The 12,356-nt window shown below is 46.5% G+C and carries 8 protein-coding genes, 16 tRNA genes and 1 rRNA gene; 1 reads left to right on the top strand and 24 read right to left on the bottom strand.

Annotated elements, in window-relative coordinates; all coding sequences use genetic code 11:
• Positions 1 to 22 precede the first annotated feature (22 nt).
• The 6 genes from liaF to MHH92_RS25425 form a co-directional block, all read right to left on the bottom strand.
• Positions 23 to 670: a cell wall-active antibiotics response protein LiaF gene (gene liaF / locus MHH92_RS25400; RefSeq protein ID WP_036605686.1), complete on the bottom strand. Its 648-nt coding sequence runs from the start codon at positions 668 to 670 to the stop codon at positions 23 to 25.
• A gap of 150 nt (positions 671 to 820) precedes the next feature.
• Complete coding sequence (locus MHH92_RS25405) at positions 821 to 1,528, bottom strand: PspA/IM30 family protein (protein WP_340907088.1); 708 nt, start codon at positions 1,526 to 1,528, stop codon at positions 821 to 823.
• Between the two features lies 1 nt (position 1,529).
• Positions 1,530 to 2,039, bottom strand: a complete 510-nt coding sequence (locus tag MHH92_RS25410) for a PspC domain-containing protein (protein WP_017692314.1) — start codon at positions 2,037 to 2,039, stop codon at positions 1,530 to 1,532.
• A gap of 17 nt (positions 2,040 to 2,056) precedes the next feature.
• Positions 2,057 to 2,290 (bottom strand): PspC domain-containing protein, encoded by a 234-nt coding sequence (locus MHH92_RS25415; protein ID WP_036673255.1) that lies wholly within the window; start codon positions 2,288 to 2,290, stop codon positions 2,057 to 2,059.
• 5 nt (positions 2,291 to 2,295) lie between these two features.
• Complete coding sequence (locus MHH92_RS25420) at positions 2,296 to 2,967, bottom strand: PspA/IM30 family protein (protein ID WP_017692312.1); 672 nt, start codon at positions 2,965 to 2,967, stop codon at positions 2,296 to 2,298.
• Between the two features lie 35 nt (positions 2,968 to 3,002).
• Positions 3,003 to 3,311: a LiaF transmembrane domain-containing protein gene (locus MHH92_RS25425; RefSeq protein ID WP_017692311.1), complete on the bottom strand. Its 309-nt coding sequence runs from the start codon at positions 3,309 to 3,311 to the stop codon at positions 3,003 to 3,005.
• Between the two features lie 556 nt (positions 3,312 to 3,867).
• Here MHH92_RS25425 and MHH92_RS25430 point away from each other — a divergent pair.
• A complete protein-coding gene (locus tag MHH92_RS25430; RefSeq protein WP_340907089.1) occupies positions 3,868 to 6,258 on the top strand; it encodes a helix-turn-helix domain-containing protein in 2,391 nt (796 codons plus the stop codon).
• A 56-nt stretch (positions 6,259 to 6,314) separates the two neighbouring features.
• On the opposite strand, the gene MHH92_RS25435 is transcribed toward MHH92_RS25430, so the two are convergent.
• From MHH92_RS25435 to MHH92_RS25520, 18 genes are all read right to left on the bottom strand, one after another.
• Positions 6,315 to 6,396: transfer RNA gene (locus MHH92_RS25435), tRNA-Asn, on the bottom strand.
• Positions 6,397 to 6,759: 363 nt separating this feature from the next.
• On the bottom strand, positions 6,760 to 7,623 hold the full coding sequence (locus MHH92_RS25440) for a class I SAM-dependent methyltransferase (RefSeq protein ID WP_340907090.1): 864 nt from the start codon (positions 7,621 to 7,623) through the stop codon (positions 6,760 to 6,762).
• 183 nt (positions 7,624 to 7,806) lie between these two features.
• Positions 7,807 to 7,885, bottom strand: a tRNA-Leu gene (locus tag MHH92_RS25445).
• Between the two features lie 6 nt (positions 7,886 to 7,891).
• Positions 7,892 to 7,965: transfer RNA gene (locus MHH92_RS25450), tRNA-Cys, on the bottom strand.
• 6 nt (positions 7,966 to 7,971) lie between these two features.
• A tRNA-Gly gene (locus MHH92_RS25455) sits at positions 7,972 to 8,046 on the bottom strand.
• Between the two features lie 4 nt (positions 8,047 to 8,050).
• Positions 8,051 to 8,125: transfer RNA gene (locus tag MHH92_RS25460), tRNA-Gln, on the bottom strand.
• Positions 8,126 to 8,147: 22 nt separating this feature from the next.
• Positions 8,148 to 8,220, bottom strand: a tRNA-His gene (locus MHH92_RS25465).
• Between the two features lie 29 nt (positions 8,221 to 8,249).
• Positions 8,250 to 8,323 (bottom strand) — tRNA-Trp (locus tag MHH92_RS25470).
• A gap of 6 nt (positions 8,324 to 8,329) precedes the next feature.
• Positions 8,330 to 8,415: transfer RNA gene (locus MHH92_RS25475), tRNA-Tyr, on the bottom strand.
• A 9-nt stretch (positions 8,416 to 8,424) separates the two neighbouring features.
• Positions 8,425 to 8,500: transfer RNA gene (locus tag MHH92_RS25480), tRNA-Thr, on the bottom strand.
• 20 nt (positions 8,501 to 8,520) lie between these two features.
• A tRNA-Phe gene (locus tag MHH92_RS25485) sits at positions 8,521 to 8,596 on the bottom strand.
• Between the two features lie 95 nt (positions 8,597 to 8,691).
• Positions 8,692 to 8,769 (bottom strand) — tRNA-Asp (locus MHH92_RS25490).
• 27 nt (positions 8,770 to 8,796) lie between these two features.
• Positions 8,797 to 8,870, bottom strand: a tRNA-Met gene (locus MHH92_RS25495).
• 17 nt (positions 8,871 to 8,887) lie between these two features.
• A tRNA-Val gene (locus tag MHH92_RS25500) sits at positions 8,888 to 8,963 on the bottom strand.
• 67 nt (positions 8,964 to 9,030) lie between these two features.
• A tRNA-Glu gene (locus MHH92_RS25505) sits at positions 9,031 to 9,102 on the bottom strand.
• Positions 9,103 to 9,111: 9 nt separating this feature from the next.
• Positions 9,112 to 9,203: transfer RNA gene (locus MHH92_RS25510), tRNA-Ser, on the bottom strand.
• A gap of 3 nt (positions 9,204 to 9,206) precedes the next feature.
• Positions 9,207 to 9,282, bottom strand: a tRNA-Asn gene (locus MHH92_RS25515).
• 66 nt (positions 9,283 to 9,348) lie between these two features.
• Positions 9,349 to 12,274: ribosomal RNA gene (locus MHH92_RS25520) — 23S ribosomal RNA — on the bottom strand.
• Positions 12,275 to 12,356 lie beyond the last annotated feature (82 nt).

A 12,356-nucleotide genomic window follows, 5' to 3' on the forward strand; every position in this document is an offset into this window, starting at 1 on the left:
CTCCTTCTCTTCATCTATTTTACTACGGATTACTGATGTTTAGGTCGCCAACAATATAAGAAATGACAAATTTTGCTTTATGTTCACTGGATTCATATCCAGGCGTTCTCCATACTAATTTGTTCATCATGCCGCTATCTTGTTCTCCAAGAAGATTAATCCGGCCGAAAAGAACCGATGCTTCAATCTCCACACCATAATCTTCTGGTAGTGTAAGGCGAACATTACCCATAACTCCTTGCAGCAGCACAATTGTTTGTTTCTCCTCCGGAATTGAAAGAGATAGATCCGCGTTAACCTCACCTATGGCATGCCACAGACTCATACTACGTAACGTCCAGGATGATTGATCCCAGTAGTACCGAGCCATGAAATTCTGTTTCTTCATAACGCCTTCGTCCAGATGAATCTTTTTGTTTTTCGAATAAAAGTAAGCTAAAGAAGCCAGTACAATCAAAAATACAATCATTAAATTATCCAGCAATAACAGTGCCGCACCAATGCCAAGATACCGATGACCTTTGCGGGTATCCCCATTGCGGACTTGAAGCATTCCAACCGTTAACAGAATCAGTGCGGCAGCGGTCAGGAAGTTAATATTGTCATTCAATAACATCATTGTGCCAATAATCATAATGACAACTGCAAGCCATTTACTCTTTTGATTCATCCCCGCCGCACCTCCTCTGTAAGTTAATCTCTCTTTATTCAACGGAAAAGCCATACCAGGCAATGAAGTCCTGTATGGCTTAACTTTTGTTCTACCAACCGTACATTATACACGATTTATAGAATATCATATTGTCCACTAAGCGAACAGTTATTCTTTTGAATTTCCGTTCGCTTCATTCTTGGAACCATTGCCCATTTTATTTTTGAGGGCTTGTAATTGCTGATCCACTTTGAATTGTTTTTCCACATCTACAGGATTCGTATACGTGGATGATGTGTTGCGATAAGGTGCACGAGCTACGTCAGCCTCAGCTTCCAGTTGCATGATTTTCTCTTCCATGCGGTGGAATCCAAGTGATGCGCCGCCACTTTCGATCGAATGCAAGCTGTTGATGGAAGACATTTGTTTTTTAGCTTTTGCCATTTGTGCACGGGATACAAGTTCATTACGTTTGTTACGCATTTTGTAGAACTCATCTTTCATATCATGCAACTGTTGCAACAGATCTTTTGCTTGTGCTTCGGACTGTGCATGCAGTTCGCTGTACTCCGTAATTTTTTGATCAAAGTAGATTTTCTCTTCCAACAATTTGCGTGCCACTTCTTCCTGACCGTTAGACAGAGCAGCTTCTGCTTGGGACTCACGTTGTACCGAAGTACGCTCCGCTTCATCCAAACGTTGTTTCATGCGGCGCTCATTTGCCATTTGTTTAGCAACAGTTACCTCTGCCTCATGAATCTCAGCCTCCATATCACGCAAGTACTGGTTCAACATTACAATCGGGTCCTCTACTTTATCCAACATATCATTTACCGATGCTTTCGTCATATCCTTAATCCGTTTAAATACTCCCATTTTACTTTTCTCCCTTCTCGTAACGAGATAATTTTTGGCGAAGCTCTTCAACTTCTTTTTTCAGTGCTTTTTTCTCGATATCTTTCATCATGGAATCAAGTTCACTTTCTTGCGGTGCTCCTGCTCCGTAGGCGTTGTTGTCATAAGAACGGGGACCAGATTGAGGTCTGCCGTTGAATCCAGGGCCGGGACCGAAGTTACCAGGACCTTGTTGGTTGTGATTATTTTGAAAAGGACCTCTTGGTGGCTGATGATCATAGTTGTCGTATCCTCTGCCAGGACCAGGGCCTTGGCCCGGACCGTAGCCATATGGATCATAAGGCGGATACGGTTCTTTTGGTACCACCAGTGCTGCAATAAAGTATATTAACAACGACGTGCCGCCAGTTACGAAGATACTGATAACAAAGATGATACGCAGCAGGGTGGAATCCATTCCGATGGTTTCGGAAATTCCGCCGCACAAGCCGGTTAACATCCGGTCACGCGTTGAGCGGTATAATTTGCTCATGTGCTTGCTCCTTTCGTTTACTTGTATCCTCTTACGTTGGAATCATAAGCATATGGATCAACGTGATTGGATTCCTTTGGTACCACCAATGCAGCGATGAAGTAGATCAACAATGATGTACCTCCCGTAGCGAAAATACTGATGAAGAAAATGATACGTAGCAGCGTGGTACTCAATCCGAGATTTTCAGAAATGCCACCGATCAAACCTGTTAGCCTTCGATTACGCGCCGAGCGGTATAATTTATTCATTGTGACTACTCCTTTCTGTCATTGTTCAATTTCTGTCTTAAGCGTTCCAGTTCCTTATCCAGCGTAGAGGATGACATGCTGCCAGTCACTCCTGAACCATCTTGATTCATCCGCCGGATATCGCGGAGACTTTGTGCTTCATATTCGAGATCAGAGACTTGGTCATCCAGTCGGTTAAACATACGGGGTACATTCTGACCGTTGTGATTGCCTCTCTGGTTCATACGTTGCTGTAACTGAATCGTCTGCATACGAGCGTAGTAATATTGGCGTTTGCTGTATACATTCTGATATTCAACCTTCAGCTGGTCGATCTGTTCATCCAACTCCTGTAATGCCGCATAACTTTGTGCATACAATTCATTGTACTGTTCCATTTTTTCCTCGTGGAGGATTTTCTCCTGCAAGGCCAGCTTAGCGAGATGTTCTTCCCCTGCTTTCAGAGCCATGGAAGCCTGTTCTTCCCGTTTGTTCACCATACCTGCTGCCTGATCGGCTTGTTGTTTCATTTGTCTGGTATGGCTTGCATATTGATGACGAAGTTTCTCGGCTTCACCGATGTCTTGGCGGGTCGAGACCAGGAACTGATCAATCAGTTTGACTGGGTCCTGACTTTGCTCCAAATGTTCGTTCAGATTAGCTACGGTAATATCCCGCATTCGACGAAATACACTCATTATGTTCTGTCCCTCCTTTTCATAATCGTGAAAGCTTAGTACCGACCACGACGACTGCGGTTATTGCTTAGCATTGAGATACCAAAGATGATTAACCCGATCGCGATGATCGGTCCGATCAACCATGCCAGTTTACCCATCAGTGAGATGATACCGATGATGAGAACAATCCAGCCAAGCATCACATTCCCTCGTTTAACTCCGTAGTATCCCAGTGCAATCATCAGGACCGGAATCAGATAACCCATTAAGTGTCCAAGAAGTGGAGTTAACTTTCCGAAGAGGAGTAGTGCACCCAGCGCAATCAATACAATCGCCCAGCCATTTCCCTTATTTAATCTCATAATTGTTGTTCACCGCCCTTTCCATTCGTTCCTTTTAATGTGTTGAGTCATTTGTTCGTTTGTTTCTTGTTTTTTGTTTCCGTGTTTCTTGTTTAACCTTATGTCCTTATTCTAGGGGATTCCGCGACTTTTCAAAACAGACCGTGGACGGTTTTTCATCCTAGACTCAGGTCGGGGATCTAGTTGGACCTTTGTCTGTCCCTATATAGGACCAACGTTCCACTTAAGCTGAATAGCACTCCAGATACCTTCTATTACCCGTATTCAGGCTACCCTTTAGCAGATATCGACCTGTAGAGAGAATGTTGTCCATGTCTCTATTTACGTTCACACTGCAATTTCGTTTCTCATGATTCCGTATTGGATAGTCAGTCCAAGCCATTTCTCTAGCCTTTTCTGCAAAATCATCTATCAGCAGTCCCTTATCTCTACTTCTATACACTTTTGTGAAATTACTTATTTATCCAAATAAACAAAATTTAGATTGTTCTATATGTAAGCGTTTACTAAAATAGAAAGTGTTACTATTTCTAATGTCAGGGGTGGAACTGAAACTGTGCGACCAATCAGCTATCTCCATAAAATGATCATCTTCGGAATCCTGTTAAGCACCCTGCCCATTTTGTTAACGGGAATTGCCGCATTTATCTATTCATCAAACCAAACAGAGCTACATCGTACGCAGGCTAACAGACAGTTGCTGGAACAAATGCAATCCAACGTAGAACACAAACTCGCTACAGTTAGTTATATGCTTGATCAGGCCGTTCGCTCTCCAGTAACCCTCCGCTCCCTGTCTGCTTATTCTTCACTAGAAGGGAAAGGGCCTTTGCTTGCCGACAAGCTACAGAGCGAATTTCAGAATATGAGGTCATGGGAACCTTTGCTGGATATTACTCTGGTGAATCAATCTCAGAATTGGCTTATTGATCATGCCGGATTATATCGTAATACGGATTTTCCACTGGCTCTTCCCATGAAGGAATTGATATCGGATACGCTAACCTCTGGATGGCAGCTCTCCCCTTCATCGGTGTTCAGTAATGATGAGCGTTCACCAGGTACAGGCTGTATCTATCATATTGCCCTTGCGAGATCTATTCCGAATCTGAATACGTCTTCCGATGCTGCCCTGATTGCGGGAATCCCTGCATGCTCTTTGCAAAATACACTAGGAGAAGCCTCCTTAGGCAATGCTGCCTCAGGACTGATCATTTTGAATCGGGAACAACGTATCTTGGTGCATCCCGATCCTGTATACATTGGACAACCGTTGTCTGCCATTGGATTACAGGATCGGGATACGGAAGCCAACATAACCAAACTATCACCCATCACATTTTCAACAGGCTTTGAAAAACGGGAAGTTAAGATCGCCGATACACATTATTCCCTGACGTATAGCCCTTCTACCTTAAAGGGATGGACTTATGTGCTAATCTCACCTACCAATATTCTGACACAAGAATATATCGATATCGGATTACACACCTTGTATATCAGTATCTTCTTACTTTTACTTTCATTATTACTCGCCTGGCTCGGCTCCAAGCGAATGCATGTCCCGATTCGTAAACTTTTAACCCAACTTGGTGACAACCACCTGTCCAAAGAAGGAAACACGGTAGCTCAGCAATCACCACCATTTTCTGATGAGTTCGAACAGATCAGAGCAGGGGTCTCACAATTATCTGCCTCTCACTCCCAATTAGAGAACACACTTAATGTGCATCTATTGCAGATTCGCAATCATTTTATGATGAATCTGTTCCAGGGTAAGATCCCTGTTCATACTCTTCATGACGCCCTGAATGAATATGGCTACACGCATCAGGTTCGGGAATGGCAACAAATTGCTGTTATTACACTACAGGCCGATCTTGTTAATCATACAAAATATAGAGCTAGTGATCGTGATCTCTTATTATTCGCTATTCAAAATATATTGGAGGAAACGGTTGTGCATAACCAACAATTGCTTCCCATTGTGCTGGAACATACGGTAGTCACGGTGATTGGCACCGTGGAACAGGATCAGTTTATTTTTTCACAGCAGCTATATGTATTAACAGACCAGTTACAACAACAGATGGATAAGATTCTGGCTCTTCAAGTCAGTATAGGATTCAGCCAGTCGCACAGCTCTCTACATCACATCCCTCAAGCTTACACAGAAGCCTTGGAAGCACTGAGGCATCGGATGAAGCTGGGAACAGGCATTATTTTTCAATATGAGAACATAGATCATTACACTCCCACTTGGTCCATGACCTACCCGGAATCATTGGAATATTCGTTGATCCAAGCTATTCAAAGTGCGGATGAAGTCCAGGCCTCTGCTCTTCTGAAACAACTGCTTGAAGTAATCTTTGGTATGGAGGTTACACCCGAGGAGTATGAGGTGGCTCTTACGAGGTTGCTCACGCATATTTTGCAAATGACTCAGGAATCCGGCATACGACTCGGACAGATCTCCCAAGGTCGTGGTTCGATGTTTCATGAACTTCATAGTTTGCAGTACGCTGCTGAAGTTGAGGATTGGTTTAAATATCAAGTCTCCTTGCCCGTCATTCAGGTTTTTAAAGCGAGACAATATGCCCAGTATCAGCATATATCTGAGAAAATGATTGCCATGATTCATCAAGATTATGATAAGGATCTGACGCTTGAGGAATGTGCCTTGAAGCTTCACTACAATGCCAACTACTTAAGTAGTGTTTTCCGCAAAGAGACAGGCTGTGCATTTAGTGAATATCTGACCAAGTACCGATTTAACATCGCTAAAAAATGGCTGGACGAAAGTGATCTAACCGTTAAAGATATCGCAGCACGACTTCGGTACAACAATCCGCAAAACTTTATCCGGTCATTCCGTAAATGGGAAGGAATCACCCCCGGCCAGTATCGGGAGCGTAAGCAGAAAGCAGAAGTATCGAACAGAAATTAGACAAGGAGCACGATAGTAAGTCGTACTCCTTCGGCCAGCTCGGATACCTATCCGTATGGCTCCCCGAACAGGGATAGGGCTCGGACCTGTGACAACTCGATTAACCGTGGAGTGCTCTACCAACTGAAATATCAGGGAATATGCTTCAGAGATCATTCTCTGAAAACTAGGTCTGTGTTTTGTTTTGTTGTCTCGAACATCTCTAAATAAACGAGGGTCTGGTTCAAAGCGGTCGATGAATTAGTGGCTTCAAAAAAGAGGGAGCACATAACCTGCTCCCTTCACTTACAACTTTACTTCTGCAATCTTAACTTCATATGTTTCACACGTGTATCTTCTTGTTTTGCAGTATGATGCTTCCTAGTGTCATCTTAGACGTTAAACTACATTGTCTCAGTCTCAATTCCTGTTTATCATTACTCGTGCCAAGCTTATGCGATTTATTGCTTATCCTTAGTGCGAACTGTTTTCATATTTGGCTGTTCAAGTTGGATTAGAATTTTACCATCTTCCTCCACGTGAGAAGGTCACCGTACTATCCTTATACGTATCCCGAATGTACTTCTCAGCCAGTCTGAGAGAATCTTCATCCGATGGTAACTCATACGTATTAAGCCATTCTGGCAGCTGCTCGATAATCTCTTCCACCGGTACTTCAAATGAGTTAACTTCTCTCGTAATAATCATCGTATAAGAATACCCCCTCAAATACAGCAACTGTTGGATATACCCCATATCACCGGCCTTGTATGAAGAAGTTACCCCCAGTACATCCTTAAGTTCATCCATTAGTGTGTGTTCCTTCTGTCCCGCCATAGTACTTATATACACATACTTCCGGGCACAGTTGATCGCCTGCTCAATTGTTTCCCAATCCGACATCGCTGGACACATGGATGCAAATGCAAAGTCATATTTCTTCTCCCAGCCTTTATCCTTAATGGAGATTTCTTCATATCGTTCGTTTACGATTTCGATTTTGGATTCCAGAGCTGGAGGTATCGTCTCTTTCATAAGGGAGACAAGCAACTCAGAAGGCTCAACTGCCGTCACACTTGCCCCCTTTTTCGCAAAAGGAATGGTAAATATGCCTGAAGCGGCTCCAATGTCCAAAATGGATAACCCTGCGAATTCCACACCCTGGTTTTCAATCCAGCCCATAATGCGTTCAGAACGCTGCTTTCCTTCTTCGGTGAACGACTGTGCATGATAATCCCTGGCCCATCGCTCAAAAGCTTCTTCTATATTAAAGGGGGCGCTTTTCTTCTTATATTTTGAACTTCTCGGACGATTCTTCCATGCCTCTTCCCATACAGAAAGATCAAATAACAGATCGGTATCCGACACATTTTTTCCATTAGTCACTCTACTTCACTCCTCCATATTAAAGACTTTACTTATCTACAATATACTCAATATAATCATACGTCAATCTTTAGTAACGTCCATCTTCTCTTACTCTAGATTTTCTTACTGCATATAAATCGTTTCATATAAAATAAAAATAGCCCTACACATTGCATAAGCAACATGTAGGGCTATTCAATATACCGGCGAGAGGACTCGAACCTCCACGGTTTCCCACTCGATTTTGAGTCGAGCGCGTCTGCCATTCCGCCACGCCGGCATATGCTGGAGGCGCCACCCAGATTCGAACTGGGGATAAAGCTTTTGCAGAGCTGTGCCTTACCACTTGGCTATGGCGCCATATTTTGGAGCGGACGACGGGAATCGAACCCGCGACCCTCGCCTTGGCAAGGCGATGCTCTACCGCTGAGCCACGTCCGCATAATGGCTGGGGATATAGGATTTGAACCTATGCATGACGGAGTCAAAGTCCGTTGCCTTACCGCTTGGCTAATCCCCAATAAAAAATGAAAAAACAAAGGGGCGATCGAGGGGAATTGAACCCCCGAATGCCGGATCCACAAACCGGTGCGTTAACCACTTCGCCACGACCGCCATAAAAGGTTAATTTCTAAAAAGTTAATTGGCAGGGGCAGCAGGAATTGAACCCACACCAACGGTTTTGGAGACCGTTGTTCTACCTTTAAACTATGCCCCTAAAAACTGGTGGAGGATGATGGATTCGAACCACCGAACCCGTACGGGAGCAGATTTACAGTCTGATGCGTTTGGCCACTTCGCTAATCCTCCAGGATTACATGGTGCCGGCGAGAGGACTTGAACCCCCAACCTACTGATTACAAGTCAGTTGCTCTACCAGTTGAGCTACACCGGCATATTAAATTGTTTTATAAATGGTGGCTCGGGACGGAATCGAACCGCCGACACGAGGATTTTCAGTCCTCTGCTCTACCGACTGAGCTACCGAGCCACAATAAAGTCTAATCTTAATTCCTTACACTTTATATAGGGCATCAGTGCCATACAGCAGATGTAGTGAACAGTTTGCCTCATGTAAAGATTAAATGGCGGAACCGACGGGATTCGAACCCGCGATCTCCTGCGTGACAGGCAGGCATGTTAGGCCAACTACACCACGGTTCCAGATCACTTTCTCAAAGGAAAGTATAATTGCGGGGGCAGGATTTGAACCTGCGGCCTTCGGGTTATGAGCCCGACGAGCTACCGGGCTGCTCCACCCCGCGTCGTTATAAAGTTTATATGGTGGAGGCTGAGGGGATCGAACCCCCGACCCTCTGCTTGTAAGGCAGATGCTCTCCCAGCTGAGCTAAGCCTCCGAACAACACATTTATGATCATATCATATTCTTGTTGTAAAAATCAACTTCTTTTTTTGAAGTTATTATGACCCGTAGGGGATTCGAACCCCTGTTACCTCCGTGAAAGGGAGGTGTCTTAACCCCTTGACCAACGGGCCTTAATATTATGGCGGAGAGAGAGGGATTCGAACCCTCGAGACGCTTGTGACGCCTACACGATTTCCAATCGTGCTCCTTCGGCCAGCTCGGACACCTCTCCATATGGCTCCCCGAACAGGGCTCGAACCTGTGACAACTCGATTAACAGTCGAGTGCTCTACCAACTGAGCTATCAGGGAATATGCTTCAGAGATCGTTCTCTGAAAACTAGATTCGAAACGAAACACGCGAATTACAACTTGCTATTGGATAAGCCCTCGACCGATTAGTACTGGTCAGCTCCATGCATTGCTGCACTTCCACCCCCAGCCTATCTACCTCGTCGTCTTCAAGGGGTCTTACATACTGGGAAATCTCATCTTGAGGGGGGCTTCACGCTTAGATGCTTTCAGCGTTTATCCCGTCCGTACATAGCTACCCAGCGGTGCTCCTGGCGGAACAACTGGTACACCAGCGGTACGTCCATCCCGGTCCTCTCGTACTAAGGACAGCTCCTCTCAAATTTCCTACGCCCACGACAGATAGGGACCGAACTGTCTCACGACGTTCTGAACCCAGCTCGCGTACCGCTTTAATGGGCGAACAGCCCAACCCTTGGGACCTACTTCAGCCCCAGGATGCGATGAGCCGACATCGAGGTGCCAAACCTCCCCGTCGATGTGGACTCTTGGGGGAGATAAGCCTGTTATCCCCAGGGTAGCTTTTATCCGTTGAGCGATGGCCCTTCCATGCGGTACCACCGGATCACTAAGCCCGACTTTCGTCCCTGCTCGACTTGTAGGTCTCGCAGTCAAGCTCCCTTATGCCTTTGCACTCTTCGAATGATTTCCAACCATTCTGAGGGAACCTTTGGGCGCCTCCGTTACTCTTTAGGAGGCGACCGCCCCAGTCAAACTGCCCACCTGACACTGTCCCCGCACCGGATTACGGTACCAGGTTAGAACCTAGATACGATCAGGGTGGTATCCCAACGTTGCCTCCATGCAAGCTGGCGCTCACACTTCAAAGGCTCCCACCTATCCTGTACAGATCGTACCCAAATTCAATATCAAGCTGCAGTAAAGCTCCATGGGGTCTTTCCGTCTTGTCGCGGGTAACCTGCATCTTCACAGGTATTAAAATTTCACCGGATCTCTCGTTGAGACAGCGCCCAAGTCGTTACGCCATTCGTGCGGGTCAGAATTTACCTGACAAGGAATTTCGCTACCTTAGGACCGTTATAGTTACGGCCGCCGTTTACTGGGGCTTCGGTTCACAGCTTCGGATTGCTCCTAACCACTCCCCTTAACCTTCCAGCACCGGGCAGGCGTCAGCCCGTATACTTCGCCTTACGGCTTCGCACAGACCTGTGTTTTTGCTAAACAGTCGCTTGGGCCTTTTCACTGCGGCCCCCTCGTGCTATTCACACTACCGGGGCACCCCTTCTCCCGAAGTTACGGGGTCATTTTGCCGAGTTCCTTAACGAGAGTTCTTCCGCGCGCCTTAGAATACTCTTCTCGCCTACCTGTGTCGGTTTGCGGTACGGGCACCATCACCTGGCTAGAGGCTTTTCTTGGCAGTGTGAGATCATGACCTTCGCTACTATAATTTTCGCTCCCCATCACAGCTCAGCCTTACAATGTGCGGATTTGCCTACACATCAGCCTTACTGCTTAGACGGACATCCATCAGTCCGCGTCACTACCCTACTGCGTCCCCCCATTGCTCATAACGGCTTACGGTGGTACAGGAATTTCGACCTGTTGTCCTTCGACTACGCCTTTCGGCCTCGCCTTAGGTCCCGACTTACCCTGAGCGGACGAGCCTTCCTCAGGAACCCTTAGGCTTTCGGCGGATCAGATTCTCACTGATCTTTTCGTTACTCATACCGGCATTCTCACTTGTATAATGTCCAGCGCTCCTTACGGTACACCTTCAACCCTTATACAACGCTCCCCTACCCCTGATGCAAAGCATCAAGCCATAGCTTCGGTGGTGTGTTTAGCCCCGTTACATTTTCGGCGCAGAGTCACTCGACCAGTGAGCTATTACGCACTCTTTCAATGGTGGCTGCTTCTAAGCCAACATCCTGGTTGTCTGTGCAACTCCACATCCTTTCCCACTTAACACACACTTGGGGACCTTAGCTGATGGTCTGGGCTGTTTCCCTTTTGACAATGGATCTTAGCACTCACTGTCTGACTCCCGGAAGTAAGTCTATGGCATTCGGAGTTTGACTGAGCTTGGTAACCCTTGCGGGCCCCGCACCCAATCAGTGCTCTACCTCCACGACTCTGTTTTCCGAGGCTAGCCCTAAAGCTATTTCGGGGAGAACCAGCTATCTCCGAGTTCGATTGGAATTTCTCCGCTACCCCCACCTCATCCCCGCATTTTTCAACATGCGTGGGTTCGGGCCTCCAGTGCGTGTTACCGCACCTTCACCCTGGACAGGGGTAGATCACCCGGTTTCGGGTCTACGTCCACGTACTACATCGCCCTATTCAGACTCGCTTTCGCTGCGGCTCCGGCTCTTCACCTTAACCTTGCACGGGAACGTAACTCGCCGGTTCATTCTACAAAAGGCACGCCATCACCCCTAAAACGGGCTCTGACTTTTTGTAAGCACACGGTTTCAGGTTCTATTTCACTCCCCTTCCGGGGTGCTTTTCACCTTTCCCTCACGGTACTGCTTCACTATCGGTCGCTAGGAAGTATTTAGCCTTGGCAGATGGTCCTGCCGGATTCATACGGGGTTTCACGTGCCCCGCACTACTCGGGATCCGTCTCGGAGGGAACCAACTTTCAACTACAGGGCTTTTACCTTCTTTGGCGGGCCTTTCCAGACCTCTTCGCTTAACCGGTTCCTTTGTAACTCCATGTGAGACGTCCCACAACCCCAAAGAGCAAGCTCTTTGGTTTGGGCTTCTCCGCGTTCGCTCGCCGCTACTGACGGAATCACTATTGTTTTCTCTTCCTCAGGGTACTTAGATGTTTCAGTTCCCCTGGTATGCCTCTGCATAACCTATGTATTCAGTTATGAGTAACTGGAAATTACCCCAGCTGGGTTTCCCCATTCGGACACCCCCGGATCAAAGCTTGCTTACAGCTCCCCGAGGCAGTTTCGTTGTTCGCCACGTCCTTCATCGGCTCCTAGCGCCTAGGCATCCTCCGTGTGCTCTTAGTAGCTTAACCATTTTGTTCCGGTTTCGGTCGCTCGCTTCCCTTGTTTTGCTTGCGCAAAGCCAAAAGTCGCTCTCACCCGATACCATCACAA

Source organism: Paenibacillus sp. FSL M7-1414, from assembly GCF_038003195.1.
Lineage (GTDB): Bacteria > Bacillota > Bacilli > Paenibacillales > Paenibacillaceae > Paenibacillus > Paenibacillus amylolyticus.

Bases quoted from the DNA above. Each gene is read 5' to 3' on its own strand.
- MHH92_RS25405 (WP_340907088.1), bottom strand. From the start codon at position 1,528: ATGGGAGTATTTAAACGGATTAAGGATATGACGAAAGCATCGGTAAAT.
- MHH92_RS25420 (WP_017692312.1), bottom strand. From the start codon at position 2,967: ATGAGTGTATTTCGTCGAATGCGGGATATTACCGTAGCTAATCTGAAC.
- liaF (WP_036605686.1), bottom strand. From the start codon at position 670: ATGAATCAAAAGAGTAAATGGCTTGCAGTTGTCATTATGATTATTGGC.
- MHH92_RS25415 (WP_036673255.1), bottom strand. From the start codon at position 2,290: ATGAATAAATTATACCGCTCGGCGCGTAATCGAAGGCTAACAGGTTTG.
- MHH92_RS25410 (WP_017692314.1), bottom strand. From the start codon at position 2,039: ATGAGCAAATTATACCGCTCAACGCGTGACCGGATGTTAACCGGCTTG.
- MHH92_RS25425 (WP_017692311.1), bottom strand. From the start codon at position 3,311: ATGAGATTAAATAAGGGAAATGGCTGGGCGATTGTATTGATTGCGCTG.